17 protein-coding genes and 1 pseudogene are annotated in these 17,978 nt (G+C 63.3%); 6 read left to right on the top strand and 12 right to left on the bottom strand.

Annotation, left to right across the window (positions count from 1 at the left end):
- Positions 1–8: 8 nt before the first annotated feature.
- From KA711_00360 to KA711_00340, 5 genes are all read right to left on the bottom strand, one after another.
- Positions 9–1,130: a beta-N-acetylglucosaminidase domain-containing protein gene (locus KA711_00360; GenBank protein MCM0607440.1), complete on the bottom strand. Its 1,122-nt coding sequence runs from the start codon at positions 1,128–1,130 to the stop codon at positions 9–11.
- Entirely contained in the window at positions 1,118–2,167 is a 1,050-nt protein-coding gene (locus tag KA711_00355; protein ID MCM0607439.1) for an SIS domain-containing protein, read from the bottom strand. Before KA711_00355 ends, KA711_00360 begins: the two co-directional genes overlap by 13 nt.
- Positions 2,145–3,281, bottom strand: coding sequence for an N-acetylglucosamine-6-phosphate deacetylase (gene nagA, locus KA711_00350; protein MCM0607438.1), 1,137 nt, complete (start codon positions 3,279–3,281; stop codon positions 2,145–2,147). Before nagA ends, KA711_00355 begins: the two co-directional genes overlap by 23 nt.
- On the bottom strand, positions 3,281–4,186 hold the full coding sequence (locus KA711_00345; protein MCM0607437.1) for an ATPase: 906 nt from the start codon (positions 4,184–4,186) through the stop codon (positions 3,281–3,283). Before KA711_00345 ends, nagA begins: the two co-directional genes overlap by 1 nt.
- A 108-nt stretch (positions 4,187–4,294) precedes the next feature.
- Positions 4,295–5,221: an N-acetylmuramic acid 6-phosphate etherase gene (locus KA711_00340; protein MCM0607436.1), complete on the bottom strand. Its 927-nt coding sequence runs from the start codon at positions 5,219–5,221 to the stop codon at positions 4,295–4,297.
- 171 nt (positions 5,222–5,392) lie between these two features.
- Here KA711_00340 and KA711_00335 point away from each other — a divergent pair, with 171 nt between their 5' ends.
- The 6 genes from KA711_00335 to KA711_00310 all read left to right on the top strand — a co-directional run bounded on the left by KA711_00335 (position 5,393) and on the right by KA711_00310 (position 13,528).
- A complete protein-coding gene (locus KA711_00335; GenBank protein ID MCM0607435.1) occupies positions 5,393–6,139 on the top strand; it encodes a GntR family transcriptional regulator in 747 nt (248 codons plus the stop codon).
- Between the two features lie 155 nt (positions 6,140–6,294).
- Complete coding sequence (locus KA711_00330; GenBank protein MCM0607434.1) at positions 6,295–9,042, top strand: TonB-dependent receptor; 2,748 nt, start codon at positions 6,295–6,297, stop codon at positions 9,040–9,042.
- A 146-nt stretch (positions 9,043–9,188) separates the two neighbouring features.
- Positions 9,189–10,763, top strand: a complete 1,575-nt coding sequence (locus KA711_00325; GenBank protein ID MCM0607433.1) for a sodium:solute symporter — start codon at positions 9,189–9,191, stop codon at positions 10,761–10,763.
- 39 nt (positions 10,764–10,802) lie between these two features.
- Positions 10,803–11,849, top strand: coding sequence for an IS630 family transposase (locus KA711_00320; GenBank protein MCM0607432.1), 1,047 nt, complete (start codon positions 10,803–10,805; stop codon positions 11,847–11,849).
- 484 nt (positions 11,850–12,333) lie between these two features.
- Positions 12,334–12,558, top strand: a complete 225-nt coding sequence (locus tag KA711_00315) for a hypothetical protein (protein MCM0607431.1) — start codon at positions 12,334–12,336, stop codon at positions 12,556–12,558.
- 85 nt (positions 12,559–12,643) lie between these two features.
- Positions 12,644–13,528, top strand: a complete 885-nt coding sequence (locus KA711_00310) for a transposase (GenBank protein ID MCM0607430.1) — start codon at positions 12,644–12,646, stop codon at positions 13,526–13,528.
- Here KA711_00310 and KA711_00305 read toward each other — a convergent pair.
- The 7 genes and pseudogenes from KA711_00305 to KA711_00275 form a co-directional block, all read right to left on the bottom strand.
- Complete coding sequence (locus KA711_00305) at positions 13,518–14,342, bottom strand: hypothetical protein (GenBank protein ID MCM0607429.1); 825 nt, start codon at positions 14,340–14,342, stop codon at positions 13,518–13,520. The genes KA711_00310 and KA711_00305 overlap by 11 nt on opposite strands.
- A gap of 429 nt (positions 14,343–14,771) precedes the next feature.
- Entirely contained in the window at positions 14,772–15,125 is a 354-nt protein-coding gene (locus tag KA711_00300) for an ATP-dependent helicase (protein ID MCM0607428.1), read from the bottom strand.
- 78 nt (positions 15,126–15,203) lie between these two features.
- The gene (locus KA711_00295; GenBank protein MCM0607427.1) at positions 15,204–15,905 is read right to left on the bottom strand and encodes an AAA family ATPase; all 702 of its coding nucleotides are present in this window, start codon (positions 15,903–15,905) and stop codon (positions 15,204–15,206) included.
- Between the two features lie 78 nt (positions 15,906–15,983).
- A pseudogene (locus KA711_00290) lies at positions 15,984–16,338 on the bottom strand (hypothetical protein).
- A 205-nt stretch (positions 16,339–16,543) separates the two neighbouring features.
- Positions 16,544–16,864: a HigA family addiction module antidote protein gene (locus KA711_00285; protein MCM0607426.1), complete on the bottom strand. Its 321-nt coding sequence runs from the start codon at positions 16,862–16,864 to the stop codon at positions 16,544–16,546.
- Between the two features lie 7 nt (positions 16,865–16,871).
- The gene (locus KA711_00280; GenBank protein ID MCM0607425.1) at positions 16,872–17,150 is read right to left on the bottom strand and encodes a type II toxin-antitoxin system RelE/ParE family toxin; all 279 of its coding nucleotides are present in this window, start codon (positions 17,148–17,150) and stop codon (positions 16,872–16,874) included.
- 426 nt (positions 17,151–17,576) lie between these two features.
- Positions 17,577–17,972 carry a GFA family protein gene (locus KA711_00275; GenBank protein MCM0607424.1) on the bottom strand — a complete coding sequence of 132 codons (396 nt, stop codon included), beginning with the start codon at positions 17,970–17,972 and terminating at the stop codon, positions 17,577–17,579.
- Between the last annotated feature and the right edge of the window lie 6 nt (positions 17,973–17,978).

The following is a 17,978-nucleotide window of genomic DNA, read 5'->3' as shown; positions in this document are numbered from 1 at the left end:
GGCGCCCGCTACTGCGTTTGCACCTCTTCAGCACCCATAGCGTAGGTGCCGTCGAGCCAGTTGGTGATTTCGCGTGCGCCGGGGTGCGACTGCGCCGCATACCGTTCGCGCAGTGCTGCCCTGCGTCCGCCGAGGCGATCGAGACCAACATCCTGCAAGGCCAACAGGTCTTCAGCGACCCGGTGGCCCAGCCGTTCGCCGAGGACCTGGACCAGGGCTTCGCGGGTGGCCTCACCATAGCTGTATCGGGGCCCCAGGCGTCGCTGTGCGGCCAGCGTGAGCGCAGGCACACGCGTCAGTACGGGTTGGAGTGCCGGATTGATGGCGTGTGCAGCGATGAGATCGGCGGCCAGTACGTTGCGCCCGGTGAAGCCGCGCAAGTGCAAGTGGCGTGACATACGCTCCCCATCATTGACAGGGTAGTTGTCCCACAGCACAGGACGGCGGCGAAGCTCGCTGGCAATGCGCTCCAGGTGCGATCGACTGAATTCTCGGGAACAAACCTCCTCGCCAGTCCAGAACACCCCAATCGCAGGGTCGAGTCGGCGGCCAAGCGTGGCCAGGTAGTTGGCCGGGCGAGCGCCGAAGACGAGGTCGAGCACAGGGGCGTCGGCGTAGTAGGTCGGGCACATCCACACTTGGGTTGCATGCGTGTGCGCCGCTGCGAAACCAACCATCTCGGCTTGGCGCACCGCCAGCTCAGGGCTGTCACCCCGCATGTCGTCGAAGAGCAGCGCCAGCAGATCAAGTCCGAGCGCGTCGAGTTCGCGCAGCCGCGAGGCCAAGGCCTGCCGGGTCTCAGATCCAAAGTCGCGCCAGGCCTCGAACGGGCTCAAGCCAACGCCGAAACGTACGCCGTGGGCGTGGCAGCTTTCGGCGAAGCGCCTCAGGGCCGAAAGCTCGGCATCCGGGTGGGGTTCGCGCCAGCGGCGGCGCAAATGGACATCGGCTTTGGGTGCATAGAGAAAGAATCGATAGCCTGCACCGGCGAGGAACACCATCGTCGCCTCCCGCTCGGCCCATGACCAAGGCCGGCCGAAGTAGCCTTCTACGATCCCCAGATCCACGGTCTCCGTTGACGGCTGCTCAACCAGCCGCTCGGGTGGAGTGGGTGTGCTCAGAGCGTGCATGTGACCTTGCTCAAGTGTTGCGGCTGGTCAGGGTCGAGGCCGCGCGCGCGGGCCAGCGCCTCGATCATCAAGTAGGCGCTCTGCGCCAGAGTCAAGGTGTCCAACACGTCGTGCGCGCCAACCTCGAGCGGCAGTTCGCATGCCACCGCACCTGCAGATCCTGCGCTTGTCGCAGGTGCCACCAACATCACGCAGGCCCCGCGCTGGCGCAAGTCGGCAGCCAGCTCGAACAGTCCAGCCTGCGCCGGACCGCGCGGCGCAAGGACGAGCACCGGGTAGCCAAGCTCTACCAGCGCCATCGGACCGTGGCGAACCTCGGCCGCCGAATGAGCTTCGGCTTGCAGTCCGCAGACCTCCTTGAACTTCAGTGCAATCTCGTGCGCGAGCGCCAGACCGGTGCCGCGGCCCAGGACGTAGAGGCCACCGGCGCGGCCCCTGCTTTGCAAGTGCGGGATCACGGCCGTCCAATCGCAGCTCTGCGCACGTTCGAGTGCGGTTGGCAGCTCAGCGAGCGCGCCAGACAGCACGGTGTCGGCCGAGAGGGTTGCCACCAGGCGCACACCGCAAACCAGTTGGGCGACAAAGCTCTTGGTCGCGGCAACCGAGCGTTCGTGTCCGGCGCGCAAAGGCAAAACCCACTCGGCAGCAGCGGCAAGGGGCGAGCTTTCGTCATTGACCAGCGCCAGGGCGCGCGCACCGCCTCGGCGCAGCGCACCCAGTGTTTGTATGAGGTCCGGGCTGCGACCGGACTGCGACAGCGCCACTGCCCACGCCGCGCTCAGAGTCCACTTTGCATGATGCTGCGTGAATACCGACAACGGCACCGATGCGACAGGCAGCCCAAGCCGCACCATCGCCAGAAATGCCAGGTGCGACGCCGCATGGTCCGAGCTGCCGCGCGCGACGGTCAACCACTGACTTGGCCGCGCGGCACGAAAGGACTGCGCCAATTGCTCGTACGGCGACGCGTCGGCCTTCAGCAGCCGGTCCATGGCAGCCGGAATCTCCAGGGCTTCAAGCCTCATTTGGGACAGCAATGTCTTCTCCTTCGACGATGACGCGGCGAACGCGACGCGCCGCATCGAGCACAACCAGATCGGCCGATGCGCTGGGCGCAATCACGCCCCGGTCGGGCAGCCCGAGATACCCCGCCGGAATGGTCGCCAGCCGCGCCGAAGCCTCGCGCAGCGACAGCCCGACCGTGAGCAGGTTTCGCAAGGCCTGGTCCATGGTCAGCGCGCTGCCAGCAAGCGTGCCATCGGCCAGGCGCATCGCGCCCAGGCACTTGCAAACCGTCTGTGGGCCCAGGCGGTAATTGCCATCGGGCATGCCGGCACCGGCGGTGGCGTCGGAAACGGCGTACACGCCGGGAATCGCGCGGAGGGCCACTCGAATGGCGCCAGGGTGAACATGCACCAGGTCGGGAATGATCTCCGCATGCTGCGCCAGTGCCAGCGCTGCGCCCACAACGCCGGGGCCGCGGTGGTGCAAGGGGCTCATCGCGTTGAACAAGTGTGTGAATCCGCCCACCCCTGCGGCCATCGCGCGTTCGACGTCTTCGAAAGTCGCGTTGCTGTGCCCAATCTGCACGCGCATGCCCATCGCAACGAGCGACGCCACCATCGCGAGGTCGCGCGCGCCCTCCGGCGCAAGCGTGACGACGCGGATGGGGGCGATGGCGTGCAGGCGTTGCACTTCGTTCACGTCGCCCTCGCGCGTGAACGGCGGCTGCGCGCCGAGCCGACCGGGGTTGATGAACGGGCCTTCGAGATGCACGCCGAGCACCCGCGCAGTGCCCGCTGGACGCCGCAGGACCAGGGGCGCAAGATCAGTCAGGGCGCGTACCAGCTCGACGGGCGGGGCGGTCAGAGTTGTCGCCAGCAACGACGTGGTGCCGAACTTCGCATGGGTGGCGGCCACCGTAGCCATGGCCGTGCCGCCGTCCATCGCGTCGGCGCCGCCGCCTCCGTGGACATGCAAGTCCACGAAGCCGGGCAGCACAACTTCGGCGCCGTCAGACGCCATGTCGTCGACGGGCTCACCCCAAACCCCTTCGATCCGGCCTGCGTGCCACCGCAGTTCACCCCGCACCCAACCACCCGGCGTGAGTACCAGGGATGACAGAGCGCCACTGGTTCGATCCGGCACCATCATGGGTTCTCAGCGCGCCGGTTGGCGGCCGCCTCGCGCCAAAGTCGAAAGGCGCCACCCAGCGCGTCAGCAACGGGACTGGCGATCCGCCCACTCACAGCACCCGGGCGCGCGGCCAACAGGCGGCGGCCGACACTGCCCACAAGCACCAGGTCGAGGTGCTCCCGCGGGTCGACGGCAAGCACAAGGCGGCGCAGTTCGGCCGCTGCTCGATCAATCAAGTCTGCCGCTGCGGGGTCCTGCTTCTCCGCATCGAACACCAAGGGCGCAAGCGCCGCGTAGGTGGTCTGGCTCGACTGTTGGCGCCACTGTCGGACGACTGCTGACATGTCCGCTGGGCCGCTATCGGCGCCGATCTGCCCAGCCAGGGCCCTGCCGACTTGCTCGACGAGCGGGCCAGTCGGCGCCCGCCCGTCCAGGGCCCGTTCGGTCGCGTTGATCGCCTGCATGCCGAGCCAGGCTCCACCACCTTCGTCGCCGTCCGGAAAGCCCCAGCCACCAGCATGGCGCGTGGATCCGTCCCGGCTGCGCATCAGCGCAACACTGCCAGTACCGGCCACCAAGACCACTCCCGGCCCGCCATCGAATGCCCCGATGTGCGCAGCCAAGACATCGGAGTGCACTCGAACCTCGGAGTAAGCAGAACCGCACGCGATGAACTCGCGCACGCGAGCCTCGCTGCTGGCGCCGGCCAAAGACGCGGACACGGGCATTCGGCAGAGTGCCGCGCTGTCCAACCCGGCCTGCTGAAGCGCCTGCACCAAGGCATGCTCGATCTGATGCCATGCCTGGCCAACGCCCAAGGACAAGCCCGAGGGCCCGGCCCGGCCCTCGCCCAGGGCGACACCCTCGGTGCTGTACAGGCGCACGCGCGTGGTGGTGCCACCGCCGTCGATTGCGATCACAGTCGACGGTTCTGACGCATCACATCGCATCGCTGGACAGTTCCAAAGAGATGGCAAGGCCAATTCGTCGGTCGGGACTTGCTCTCCAGGTCCAGTCAGGGAGTTCGCTCACCTGGGCGCCCCGCTCGGTGCTTGATGCACAGGGGCTTGCAGAGGCGCATCGAGCGCCTGCCGAAGCCAGCCGCCACAGGCGTCGAGCAGAGCTTGCGAGGCTTCGGGCCCGAGGCCGCGACGCAGAACGAGCACCGCTGCCTTCACGCGCCATTCACAGCGGGCCAGCGTCTGGCGAGCGACGGCTGGATCGCAGCCCACAAGGGTGCTCACCAGCACGACGGCGCGCTCGCGCAACTTGGCATTGGTGACCTGCAGGTCCACCATCAAGTGCCCATGCGTCTTGCGCAGGCGCACCATGAGCGCTGTAGACAGCGTGTTGAGGGCGATCTTTTGAGCGGTACCCGCCTTCAGACGCGTGCTACCGGCCACGACTTCCGGCCCAGTAGGCAGGCAAATGGCAATGTCGGCGTCGCGAAGCAGCGGCGTGTCGGCGTTGTTGGCCAGACCAACGGTCAGAGCGCCAGCCCCGCGCGCCTGAGCCAGTGCGCCCAAGGCGTAGGGTGTACGGCCTGACGCCGCCACCAAGATCGCGACGTCGTTGGTGCTGATCGACAGCGCGCGCATGTCGTTCTCCCCAGCCTCGCAGTTGTCCTCGGCGTTCTCGACCGCGTCGTGGAACGCCGCCGCGCCGCCAGCCATGCATGCCAATCTGCGCTCGGCTGGCCATGAGAACGTGGGCCCGAGTTCGACGGCGTCGAGAAGCGCCAAGCGTCCTGAAGTCCCAGCCCCGGCATAGATCAGGCGGCCACCACGACCCAGTCGCGGCAGCGCATCTTCCACGGCACGGGCGACGGTGGATGCGGCGCCCAGGACCGCATCAACGGCGCCTTGATGATCGGCGGCTAGAGCACGCACGAGCCGGAGCGCGTCGTACGAGTCGAGTTCCGGGTGGGCACCAGCAAGGCTTTCTGTATTGGTCATATCTGGATAGTACCAGCGAAGCCCAGTTTTTGCCAGTAGCAGAGCAATCCTGCGAGGGGTTCGCTCAGTGGGGCGCAGTTTTGCTTTCGACCTGGTACTGGTCATGGTGTGGTACTATTTCCACAACGTCGGCCCACACGGAACCGCTCGCCTTGAAGCTCTGGACTCACTATGGATGACCTCATTCAGCGCCTGGGCGCGATTGACGCGAACAGCAGCCAGCCCCTGTACCTGCAATTGCAGAGAGCGCTGCAGCGTGCCATCTCCGAAGGCTGGCTTGGCCCGGAGGATGCGCTGCCGTCGGAACGACAACTCGCTGCCGGTCTGGCGATCTCACGCATCACGGTGCGCAAGGCGCTGGACGCTTTGTCGACGGAGGGTCTGCTGGTCAGTCGGCGCGGTGCGGGCAACTTCGTTGCCCCGCCCGCTCACATAGACAAGCACTTTGCCAAGCTGACCTCGTTCTCGGAGGACATGCGCTCACGCGGGTTCGAGCCGTCGAGCGAATGGTTGCGCCGCAGCGGGGGTGCGGTGCGATCCGAGGAGGCTTTGAAGCTGGGCCTCGGCCCTGGCAGCCCGGTGTACCGTTTTGAGCGACTGCGCTTCGCCGACGGGCGCCCGATGGCGATCGAGATGGCCACCGTGGTGGGCGCCGCGCTGCCGTCCGAACACGCGGTCGTGGACTCGTTGTACGACGCGTTGGACCAGACCGTGGGTCGGCCGGTGCGCGCACTTCAGCGGCTGAGTGCGGTTCTGCTCGACGACGAACAGGCCCAACGGCTTCGCACGGAGCCCGACTCCGCGGGTCTGCGCGTCGAGCGAGTGGGTTTCGGCCGTGACGGGCGTGCGATCGAGATGACGATTTCGGTGTACCGCGGCGATACCTACGACTTCGTGGCTGAGCTCGCGTCAAGCTGAAGGTCAGACGAGGACACGCGCCGTACTGGGGAAAGCGAGATTGCATACCAATGTACTCATTGGTATTGTTTTGGTGTCGCGAACCAGATGGCCGATGGCGGACCAGGCGGCTTGTCACCAAATTTCCTCACATCCAACAAGGAACCGGTCGAACCATGAAGCCCCTCGCACTTCAAACTTCCCGTCGTTTCTGCGCCATGCCAAAGCGCGGCTTTGCTTTGACGGCCCTTGGGTTGGCCTGTCAGGTCGCGCTGGCGCAGAACGCACCCGCGCCCCCTGAGGCAGAAGCTGCCCGTATCGAGATCACCGGCACGCGCATCAAGTCGCTGGCGATCACGTCCACCAGCCCGGTCTCACAGACCAGCGCCGAGCAGATCGGCTTGCTGCGCGCGGCCTCCGTTGAAGACTTCTCTTCCAAGCTGCCCCAATTGGCCGGTGGCCTTCAAAGCTCTTCCGCCGGAGTCAACGGCGACGCCTTTGGCGCGCAAACGCTGGACCTGCGCAACCTGGGCCAGAACCGCACGCTGGTGCTGATCAATGGCACCCGCGCGGTGCCTTTCAGCTTTCGCAACGCGGTCGACGTGAACGCCATTCCGGCGACGCTGATCCAGCGCGTCGATGTGCTGACCGGTGGTGCCGCTGCCGTCTATGGCGCGGACGCGGTGGCGGGTGTCGTCAACTTCATCATGAAGACGCGTTTTGATGGCCTGCAAGCCCAGGCCAGCTACCGCGGCAGCAGCGGTGGCGGGCAGCAGAGCAGCGTCAACCTCACCGGTGGCCTGAACCTGGGCGAACGTGGCAGCGTCGTGGGCTACGTCGAATACACAAAACGCGACCAGCTGCTGGCTGGCGAGCGCAACTGGGCCTTGGTCAACCCAACACTGGTAGCGCCCCGCGGCGGCAATTACACCGACGTGGTCAGTGGCCAGCGCTTTTCGATCACCGACGCCGGCGCCTTCACGACCACACCACAGACCAGCAACTACACGCCGCAGTACACCCTGGTCAGCCCGCTGGAGCGGCTCAACGCCTCCAGCTTTTTCCGCTACGACATCCTGGACAGCGTGCAACTTTTCGGCCGCTTCATGTTCTCGCAGGTCAAAACCACCGGTGCGCCAACCAACGGTCAGAACCCGCCGGTAGTCAACGCGCGCTACAACATCAATCAAACGAACACCTTCATCCCCGCCGAGGCGCAGCCGCTTATAACCTTTGTCAACGGTGTGGCCAGCGTCAATATCGAACGCTCGCTCGGGGAGCTCGGGGTTCTGACTGCGGCCAACGACCGCAATACGCAGCAAGCGCAGGTCGGCTTGCGCGGCGCCATCACTTCGGCCATCGACTGGGAGATCTACGTCCAGAGTGGCTCGACCAAAGAAGACATCACAATCAACGGCGACGGCGTGGCCTCGCGCTTTGCCGGTCTGGTCAACACCGTGAATCTCTTCAGCACCAGCGCGGACTTGTCTTCGCTGGCGCAGCCCTTTAGCCTGGGCAGCCGCAAGCGCACACAGCGCGTGATGGCCGCCACGGTCAGTGGCGACAGCCGCGAGCTGTTCTCGCTGCCTGCTGGTGCTGTCGCTTTTGCGGTCGGCGCCGAGCAGCGGCGCGAGACCGGCACCTACATCACCGACCCCGGCATCAACCAGTCGTTCAGGCCGGCATCGCTGGTCAGCACGCCGGTGCCACCGACGATCAAAGCCAACGAGGTCTATGCCGAACTGCAAGTGCCACTGCTGGCCAAGCTGCCCTTTGTCGAACGGCTGGTGCTCGAAGGCGCAGCGCGGCGTTCGAACTACGACAAGTCGCAAGGCCCGTCTACGCGGTACGACACCGGCAAAGTCGGCTTATCGTGGTCCCTGAACAACTCACTGCGCGTTCGCGCCACCGATCAATCGACCATCCGCGACCCCAACTTCGGCGAGTTCGCCGGCGCGATCAGCTCGATCCCCTTTTCCAGCTTAGTCAGCGTGGCACGGCTGCGCCCACGCTACCAAGGCGACCCCTGCGCGCTGGGCACCGGCAACGCTGCGCAGTGCGCGCGCTTCAATGCCGCGCCGGTGGGCTCGTATGACTCGCTGAACGCGGCCACCCTGACCGGCGGCTATTTCTTCGGCGGCAACCCGGACATCCGGGCCGAAAAGGGCAAGTCGCAGACACTGGGCTTCGTGGTGCAGCCGGCGGCATTGGCCGGGCTGTCGTTGTCGGTGGACTACTACACCATCGAGATCAAGGACGCGGTCGGCCAAGTGCAGCCGATCGACGCGCTGACCAGCTGCTACATCACCGACCCGCGCGCCGACAACCCGCTGTGCGCCGCCGTCACGCGCGATCCGGCGACCGGCCGCATCAAGGACGGCTTCCCCGTCGACCGCAACCTGGCCCTTATCAAACAAAGCGGGTTTGATATCGACTTCAGCTACCGCCAGGCCAACCCCTTCGGCCTCAGCGGCCAGCGCGCAGTCGTGCAGTACCAAGCCTCGGTGATGAGCAGTTACACCATCCAGCGCAACCCGGTTCTGGACCCGGTGGACTGCAAGGGCACCTACGGCTTCCGCTGTTCGTCGGACGCGGTCTCGCTGGTGATGCCTGACTATCGCCACCGCCTGTCGCTGGGTTGGACCCTGGGCGAGAACACCGCGCAAGTTGGCTGGCGGCGCATCGGCAAGGTGCGCGACAGCGCGGTTGGTAGCAGCGGCTCGATCCCGGCGTATGACACGTTCGATCTCAACGTCTCGGTCGCGACACCGATCAAGGGCCTGACGGTCAATGCCGGCGTCGACAACCTCACCAACAAGGCGCCGCCAACGGGCATGACCAATCCGGGCGTCTACAACACGTTCACTGATACCTACAGCGCTCTGGGGCGCAGCTACGGCTTGTCAGCGACGATGAAGTTCTGAGCTGTGGGCCGCCGCAGGTAGTCTCAGGCCGCCTCGAGGCTCGGTCGAGGGTGGAGTCCCGGCGGCGCAGCTTTGCGCTGGCTGGGCAGCGCTCGCTTCGACTGCATGACCACCAGAACTGCGCGAATTGACTTGAGCACTTGTAGATGAATCTCGGCTTCACGCCAATCGACTGGGCGGTCCTTGCGGGCTACGTCATCATCATCGCGGTGGTCGGCGTGCTGTCGACCAGGCGGCAGATGCGCAGCGCCGGCGACTACTTTCTCGCGGGCCATCAGGTACCCATCTGGCTGGTGGCGGTGTCGGTGCTGTCGACCACCCAGTCGGCCGCAACCTTTCTTGGCGCGCCCGACAGCAGCTACCGCGGTGACTACACCTACCTCGGCAGCAACGTCGGCGCCTTGCTGGGCGCACTGCTGGTCGCCCGCGTGCTCATGCCGCGCTTCTACGCCATGAACGCGGTGACGGTGTACGAACTGCTGGAGCGGCGCTTCGACGTTGGTGCGCGGCGGGCCGCCGCCGGTATGTACTTGGTCGGCCGCGTGCTCGCAAGCGGGGCGCGGCTGTACCTTGCGGCCGTTGCTGTGGCCATGATCGCCTTCGGCAACATTCAGGCCGAGTCCATCGTCCAGGCGTCTTTGCTCTTGCTGGTGTTCGGCCTGGCCTTCACGTTCATGGGTGGCCTCAACGCCATCATCTGGAGCGACCTGGTGCAGGTGGTGCTGTACGTGGGCGCGGCACTCATCGTGCTGGTGTTCCTATGTCTCAAGATTCCAGCCAGCGGGGCCGAGATCTGGCAGGCATTGGCGCAAACGCCCGAGGGCGTCGACAAACTTCGCCTGTTCGATTTTTCGTTGGATTGGGGCGCGCCTTTCTCATTCGCGGCCATCGTTACGGGCTATGCCCTGCTCAACGCCGCCAATTTCGGGCTGGACCAGGACACCACCCAACGCCTTCTGGCGTGCCGCACCGCGCGCGACGGCAACCGGGCGATGGTTACCGCTGCCTTGGTGACAGTGCCCGTGGTTCTGATTTTCATGGCGGTGGGTTCACTGCTGTACGTCTTCTACAACAGACCTGACTTGATGAACATCGCCGCGGCCGATGGCACCGCAGGCGTGGTGACGCGCTTCGAGGGCCAGGACATCACCGTGTTCATGACCTTCATCCTCACTCAGATGCCACCAGGCCTGCGAGGCTTTGTCTGCGTTGGCGTCATTGCGGCTGCAGCGGTGAACTCAGGCTTGATTTCGATGTCGTCGGTACTGGTGCAGGACTTTTACCGCCCGTGGCGGGAGTCGCAATCCTTGGGCTCAGGGCGCCGAGCGCCAGACGAAAGGCACTACGTGCGTGCCGGCCAAGCCGGCATGGTCGTGCTGGGACTGGCGCTGTTTGGTATGTCCGTGCTGTGCTTTTACTGGCAGCGCTACACCGCAGCGGCCTTGCTGCCCTTCGTGCTGGGGGTAATGACATTTGCCTATTCCGGGTTGATCGGCGTGTATGTCACGGCGGTGTTCACGCGCCGCGGCTCAACCGCTTCGGTCATCGCCGCGCTGGCGGCAGGCTTCTTTGCCATCCTGCTGCAGCAGGCCTATGTTGTGGATGCACTGGGCTTGCCAGCGGCATGGAAGGCGCTGGCTTTCCCATGGCAGTTATGCATTGGCAGCTCGATTGCGACAGCGGTGTGCTTGCTGGGTCGCAAACAGCCCCTAGTCCACTGAAGCATTGAAATCGGCTGTGTATGCTCCATCTTGGAGGGCATGCACAGGATGACATTGACGGCCGACGAGCGCGGCGATCTGGAGGCGGTGATCCGCAAGCGCAGCGGCAGTGCGGCGTTGGCGCGGCGGGCGCGGTGCGTACTGCTCTGGGCCGATGGCGAGCGCCGGGTCGACATCCGGGGCAAGCTGGCCTGCAACGATGCCTTCGTCACGCGCTGGACCCGTGCCTTCGAACTTCAGGGCCTGGCCGGGCTGGTGTCGCTGCACCCTGGTCGTGCTCCGGTGCGGCCGGTAGCCAAGCTGGAGGCCCGGGTGCTGAACAAGACGCTGAAGCACAAGCCCAAGGACGGCTCCACGCACTGGAGCAGCCGCAAGCTGGCGGGCGAGCTGGGCGATGTCTCGTTCTCCGCCGTGCAGCGCATCTGGCGCAAGCACGGCCTGCAGCCGCACCGCCTGGAGCGGCACCTCGTCTCCAACGATCCCGACTTCGAGACCAAGGCCGCCGACGTGATCGGCCTGTACTTGAACCCGCCAGCGCACGCCGCCGTGTTCTGCGTTGACGAGAAGACGGCCATACAGGCGCTCGACCGCAAGGACCGGATGCTGCCTCTGGCCCCCGGCCGCGCAGAGAGCCACGGCTTCGAATACAAGCGTAACGGCACGCTCAGCCTGTTCGCCGCGCTGAACACCGCCACTGGGGAGGTGCTGGGCATGACCGCCCCGCGGCACACCAGCGAGCAGTTCGTCGGCTTCCTCGGCGACGTGATCGCCAGTCAGCCCGACGGCCGCGAAATCCATGTCATCTGCGACAACGTCAGCAGCCACAAGACCGAGTTGGTTCAAGCCTTCCTGGCCGAGCACACCAACGTCCAGATCCACTACACGCCGACCTACTCATCCTGGCTCAACCAGGTCGAGAACTGGTTCTCCCGCATCCAGCGCGACGTAATCAGCCGGGGAATCTTCACCTCCGTCAAAGACCTCGACAAGAAGCTCATGCGCTACATCCGCCAGTACAACAAGAACCCCAAGCCGCTGAAGTGGAAGTACGACAACCCTCAGCGCCGACACCACCAATTCTTCTGAGTCAGTGGACTAGTAAAGGGCGCCGAGTGATAAGTTGTGGAATGTCTGCCGGCACGCACCAAAGTGCCTAAAGCAGGGTCTACCCGATGGCAGTTGTCGCCCAGGCCTCGCTAATCGCCGTAGCGAGCGTCGATCGGCGGTAAGCGTCACGCGATGGCCCCATGCGCCGTGCACAACGCGCTGTGCAAGGTTGCCCGAGAACCAAGCAGAGTCGGAACTGCAATGGGCTCGTTGGAATCGACATCACATCATTCAGGACAACCTGGGGTGGTGCCCTTTCCACAACGGTAATCTGGCATCTCTTTCGGGCCTCTGTTGAATTCCGAGTGGGTGAATATGGAGGTGTTTGAGCTGGCAGCCGGGGTCAAGGGCGGGCGAAGCCCGGCGAAGCGAACCCTTGATGCCGGCTGCCAGCTTGTACGCTGGCCGTCATGGCCAATGCGGCATGCTGACGCATTGTCCATGACGAGCAGGAGCGTTTCGCATGCATGACAGGTTGTTCGAGACGGCACTGGGGATCGCACCGCCGTGGTTCGTTGCCGGAGTTCGCTTCGACGAGGCGAGCAAGGTCTTGACGGTGGGCATCGACTTCAAGTCAGGGACTCGATTCTCGGCCGAGGGCGTCGATGGGGAGCATCCGGCGCACGACACGCTGACCAAGACTTACCGAGTCCGCCCTGAACAACCCAGGAACCCGCGCCGTTGCTAGCTTTCCGGGCGATTGCTGATGGTGCGAGTTGCAGGATTGAGGCCTAATTGCTCTCGGTTCCTTGCAAACTGCACCGAGGTCGCCGATGGGTCCGAAGTCCCGACATCACGCCGCCGAGCAGGACCTGTTCCGGATGGAACTGGTCAACCTCATCGATCAGCGGCATGAGCTGATCAAGCTTGCATCGCTGATCGACTGGGCGGCCCTCGAGCAGGCCTGGGGCCCCAAGTTCGAGTCCACCACCGGCCGGCCCGCGCTGCCCACGCGGCTGATGGCCTCACTGCTGTACCTGAAGCACACGTTCGCGCTGTCGGATGAAGACGTGGTGGAACGCTGGATCGAGAACCCTTACTGGCAGCACTTCAGCGGCGAGCGCTACTTCCGGCACGAGCTGCCCTGCGATCCGTCGAGCTTGGTGCGCTGGAGGCAGCGCATCGGCGAGGAAGGCTGCGAGTGGCTGCTTGAGCACAGCATCAAGGCGGCGATGTCGGCGGGCGTGGTGAAGCGGCAGAGCCTGGACACCGTGGTCGTGGACACCACGGTGCAGCCCAAGGCGATTGCGCACCCCACCGACAGTCGGCTGCTGAACCGGGCTCGCCCGAGGTACGCTGGCTGCTTCACGAAGGGGCGGCCCGCTGCGGCCAGGCCGACGAGGCGCTGTCGTTCACGGCCCATGTCCAGCTGCTGCGCCGCGAGCTGCCCCGCTCTGGGGCTTTTCCCCCCAGCGCAACCCAGACGCCGACAGCGATGGCTTCGTGAGCTGCTGCAGGCCAGCGCCAAGGCCCTCTGCGTGCGAACGCTCAACCAGCAGCGGCCACGCATGGTCAAGCGCCGCAATTCGCCGTACGCCCCCTACACGACACCAAGAGTTCACCGCCCGTGCAGCTTTGAGCCCTGCATCAGCGCGCCCGCGGGGAGGCGAGCCGCGGCAGCCGGGCCAAGGGCAGCAAAGAACGAGTTCATGCCCTAATGGAACAGTATTGACTCAGGACGTCCCCTTCGGACCCACTGCTATCACGGCAATCCTCTGAGCTGCTGGAATCGCTGCCCGTGTCAGTCATCGCGTCTGGGCTTGAGTTCAACTCCTCTCGCGCAGGAGGGAGCTCAAAACGATCCGGAACTCTGGCTGCGGCTGTCCGGATCGTATCCAGCGTCGCCATCCCTGAAGGCACTCCGCTGTCAACAGTTGATACGAGGGATGTAGGACTTGGTGCAAGGTACAAGGCCAGTTGCTGTACATATTCGGGAGTGAGTTCCAGTCCGACCAAGTAGCAGCAGGCGGCTGCAACCTTGTCTCCGTCCAATATCCGAAGTCTGAAAATGGCGGAGACGACATCGGCAGGCTGTGGCAAGGGACCAAATCGCGAGGCGATCAGAAACCGAAAGAAGATCCCGACAGATATCGGACTGACATAGGACCCAAACGCTTCAGCAGCCTCAAGTCGAAGATACTCCAAGCCGGCATGTAACGATCTCGAAAGGTGATCAATCTTGCCGTATCGGGCTTCGGCCAGTTGATCGTACAGGGTGCCAATTTCACTGGCCAGCAGCGTTCCTTCGGCAGGAATGTCGCGACCGCAGATGTAGCTCGCCCAAAGTGTTGCCGAGACCACCGCGTGCGCACACGTGCCCTCAGTTGCCCGGGCTCGGTCGTCGGATATCACGTGACGGGCGTCGATTTGTAGCCGTGAGGCCAGACTGTCGCGGACGCCGAGTTCATTTTGATGGGGCTCTCCGAGCAGACCTACCTCCTCGCTCCAATCGAGTGCTCCGTCGAGGCCCATCAGTCGAACCAGTTCCTTTGATCCACGGACCCGAAGGATTCGCCGCTGTTCGTCGGTCCAGGCTCGCCACTGCGCTTCAAAGATCGGCTCTGACAGCCGGACATTCCGCCTGCTCGCATCCTCTGCAAGGTGCCGCTGCGCTGAGCTCGTGAGTGCAAAAAATGACCTCACTGCGGAGAGCCTAAGCAATCTTGTTGGAGGCCTTTCTGGCAGAGGCGCCCAGTCACCTTCGATTTGGGCTGCAATCATTCCATTGGCATCACCCGACACATACCGAGGGGCGCGCGAGAACAATGACCATGCAAGGGCATCCGATGGAGACGTCAGAGCATCGTCGGCGCCAGCAAACCGTTCATACAGGACATCAAGGCACCCTTGCGCACACAGTAACGCCCACTCAGTCTTTGTGAGGATGACAAAGTTCATCGTCTAGAAGCGCCGCTTAGGCGCGGCCTTTGGGGTTGACGAAAGCAATATGTCCTCCTTGGGCATCTCGTCGATATAGGGATGTGGAGTGCCGTGGTACGAGAGAAACAGATCCCTCCGACTCCTTGTTAAGGCGACAAAAAGAAGCTTTCGCTGCCACTCATCTCTTGAGAATGAAAGCGGCTTCCCATCCTCGAAAGACATGCGATCATTAAGGTTTGGTACGAATACACTGTTGAAGTCCAGGCCCTTGGCGCTCTTGTAAGTCATCAGGTAGCACAGTTTCGTTGTGTCACTTTCCGGCAGGCTGCCGTTGTTACTTCCTAAAAACCGCAATGGGAGTTTTTGTTTGCTCAAGTGCTCGTTGAAAGCGGAATAGTCGACGATACGGCCCTTCTGGACGCGTGCTGGCGGCGCACCGACTCCTTCAATCGATCAAACCTCACTCGCGAAGTCATAGACCATGTCGTGCGTTGGAAACAAGATCGCAGCCGGTCTTTCAACTACGGATACCGCCTTGGCTTTATCCCAAACCCAGCGGACTTCATCGGTGCGAGAGGACGCTCGATGAAGCTGAACCTCCACGCTGTCATCAACGTTCACCATGGCATCCTCGGCAATGTCGGCGTCGTAGATGGACGACACGATTTTGAAGACCTTGAACGGATACCGATAGATGTTTACAAGCTCCCAACTGGTGGTTCCGAGCACTTCCGGCAGGCGGTCTCGGTTCACTCGCCCGTGATACAGAGATTGAAAAGGATCACCGGCCCATACAACATGTCTTCCTCGCTGCTGGATCTTTAGGATGTCAGCTTCGGAGATGTCCTGTACCTCATCAATGAAGACCCAGTCGTATCGACCAGATCCGCCCACGAAGGCATCTACGGTGAAGATGTCGGCTTGCCCATCTACTCCTGACGCCACGAGATCTTTAAGAGCGTGGGTGTAAGTCACGAAGCAGATCTTCGCTTTTGGATGCTTTCGCCGAATCGCCCCAAGGGCAAGTGTCACGATGATCGTCTTGCCCGTGCCCGCATAGCCCTCGATCCAATGAGGCCCTGGGTCGTTAGTAACCGCAGTAAGAATCGCCTCTTGAACTTCATCGAGCACGGCGCGCTCAATCATCCAGTGCATACAGAGCCTCGGTCACAGTGCCACCTTGGTATCGACTTCCTTGTCTATCAGGATGTCTTAATCAATAAGGAGCTTTTCCTACTCGCCCGACTCGAACTCAGCGTTCTTGAACTTCAGCACGTTGCAGTTCTCCTTCACCGCACGCTGAAGCCCGTCGTCGAAATCAGTGGCCGACTCGGCCTGGAGCTCGATGGCGATCTTCACCTTCACGCCGGGGCGCATGGTGAATTGCTGGACGACCTCGTCGACCAGGTCGGCGAACTGCTTCTTCGCCAGGAACGATTAGCTCGTTCTCCTTGAGAACTCGCTCGATCTCCTGCGACCAGTTCTGCGCGCCGGAGTTGACCTGGAAGTGCTCCCACCGCAGCTCGGACAAGCCCCTGCGGGGGCGCGCCTCCTGCATCGGCGCCACGAGCCACTTGTAGGCCTCGCGTGCAAGTCCGGCTCTCGAAATCTCACCACGATGCGGCTTCGCAGTTCATCATGGCCGCATGCGAGCCGACCTCCATGGAGTTGAAACTGTTCGGCTTGTGGGTGATAGGTTTGCAGCCAGGCTCCGACGTCCTTCTCATTGTACGCGTCGAGCTGGCGTTGGATCAATTGTTCGGGTGAGCTCATCGTTGACTTGTGCAAGGTTGTCAAGTGGCCTGAAGCTTGAGTACTTTGACGCCTGACAGCGCTCTACTTGCCTTCACCTCCGCACGTGCCTGCCAGAGATCGTACGCAGCCTGCTGCGCCAGCCAAACTTCAGCGGCACCACCGTGGTCGCGCCCCAACCAACGCTCAAGGCGTAGGGCCATCGCAGGGCTAACTGCAGCCCGTCCATTGAGCACCTTGGACAACGTGGTCCGGTCGACGCCCAGTTGCGCAGCAGCTTCGCCGACCTGTAGGTCCAAGGCAGGCAGGATGTCGTCCCTCAGAGTGAGTCCAGGGTGGGGGGGATTGAACATCGAACTCATATGAACCTCAGTGGTAATCTTGGTAGTCGACCAAGACGGCATCGCCGTTTTCGAACGAGAAGGTCAGGCGCCAGTTTCCGTTGACGCTGACCGACCAGTGTCCGGACAGGCTTCCCTTCAGGGGGTGCCAATCCCAGCCAGGGCGATTCATGTCTTCTGGCCTCTTGGCGGCATCCAGCGCAGACAGTTGTCGGCCCAGGCGAGGCGCATGCGCGGCCTGGATGCCGGCTCGAGACCCCGAGCGGAAGAAGCGCTCGACCCCTTTGTGCCGGAAACTCCTGATCATGGGCGAAGTGTAGCGCGTAGCGCCACGCGCAGCAAGAGAATGAATGAGTTGAGCAAGTGCGAGTCTCATCAGTACCCCAGAAGGTAAAGCCTCCTGACCGGGGACTGTTTTCAAACCCATCACTGCCGCCCCGCCAAGTTGTTTTCTGCAACTTGTCCAATCTTCACACCGGCCCTCGCAAGGCGTTGATCTGATTGCAATTCTCAGATCCGCGGCGTACCAGGCCGATCAGGGAAGCCTCTGCTCATCGGGTTACCGATCTCGCAGAGACTGCAGCTTACTCAGCACCTCCTGACTGAGAAAGTCTGAAAAACCCCGAAGAATCAAGCACTTGGCGAAATCGACGACCTGCCGGTGATCCGTACCGAGGTCTGAAAAGTCTGGAGCTCTGGGTCTGATCGAACTTCACGTGTGGCCTCATCAGCCTCATTCGGCCCACACCTGCCATCTGGATGGCAACGATAGCCACGATACGCGCTTGGCATCGGAGACGGCGTATGTCGGCTCCGGTAGGCCCTCGCCATCGAAACATCCGCCTGCAATCCCGATCTTGTCGGGCAGCGAGGACACGAACCAGTACAGCGTCGTGCCGCAGTTTGGGCAGAAGTGACGCTCCTGATCGTGATTTTGCGCGGCGTGGTGGAAGGCATAGACCTTCGTGTCGCCCTCTTGCCGAACCACAGCGTCCTTGGCGAAGTAGGTCGAGATTCCGAAGGCACTTCCTGTACGGCGCTTGCAGTTGGTGCAGTGGCAGACACCGAGCATGAGGGGGCCCGTGTTTACCGTGATCGATGAGCTGCCGCAGGCACAGGTTGCTGTCATGGGCCT

The organism is Ideonella sp. WA131b (assembly GCA_023657425.1).
Lineage (GTDB): Bacteria > Pseudomonadota > Gammaproteobacteria > Burkholderiales > Burkholderiaceae_C > Rubrivivax.
This window is presented reverse-complemented; position numbering and strand designations above follow the sequence as displayed.

Coding starts and splice junctions, on each gene's coding strand:
- KA711_00360 (MCM0607440.1), bottom strand. CDS start 1,130: ATGCACGCTCTGAGCACACCCACTCCACCCGAGCGGCTGGTTGAGCAG.
- nagA (MCM0607438.1), bottom strand. CDS start 3,281: ATGGTGCCGGATCGAACCAGTGGCGCTCTGTCATCCCTGGTACTCACG.
- KA711_00340 (MCM0607436.1), bottom strand. CDS start 5,221: ATGACCAATACAGAAAGCCTTGCTGGTGCCCACCCGGAACTCGACTCG.
- KA711_00335 (MCM0607435.1), top strand. CDS start 5,393: ATGGATGACCTCATTCAGCGCCTGGGCGCGATTGACGCGAACAGCAGC.
- KA711_00330 (MCM0607434.1), top strand. CDS start 6,295: ATGAAGCCCCTCGCACTTCAAACTTCCCGTCGTTTCTGCGCCATGCCA.
- KA711_00325 (MCM0607433.1), top strand. CDS start 9,189: ATGAATCTCGGCTTCACGCCAATCGACTGGGCGGTCCTTGCGGGCTAC.
- KA711_00320 (MCM0607432.1), top strand. CDS start 10,803: ATGCACAGGATGACATTGACGGCCGACGAGCGCGGCGATCTGGAGGCG.
- KA711_00315 (MCM0607431.1), top strand. CDS start 12,334: ATGCATGACAGGTTGTTCGAGACGGCACTGGGGATCGCACCGCCGTGG.
- KA711_00310 (MCM0607430.1), top strand. CDS start 12,644: ATGGGTCCGAAGTCCCGACATCACGCCGCCGAGCAGGACCTGTTCCGG.
- KA711_00305 (MCM0607429.1), bottom strand. CDS start 14,342: ATGGGCCTCGACGGAGCACTCGATTGGAGCGAGGAGGTAGGTCTGCTC.
- KA711_00295 (MCM0607427.1), bottom strand. CDS start 15,905: ATGCACTGGATGATTGAGCGCGCCGTGCTCGATGAAGTTCAAGAGGCG.
- KA711_00285 (MCM0607426.1), bottom strand. CDS start 16,864: ATGAGTTCGATGTTCAATCCCCCCCACCCTGGACTCACTCTGAGGGAC.
- KA711_00280 (MCM0607425.1), bottom strand. CDS start 17,150: ATGATCAGGAGTTTCCGGCACAAAGGGGTCGAGCGCTTCTTCCGCTCG.
- KA711_00275 (MCM0607424.1), bottom strand. CDS start 17,972: ATGACAGCAACCTGTGCCTGCGGCAGCTCATCGATCACGGTAAACACG.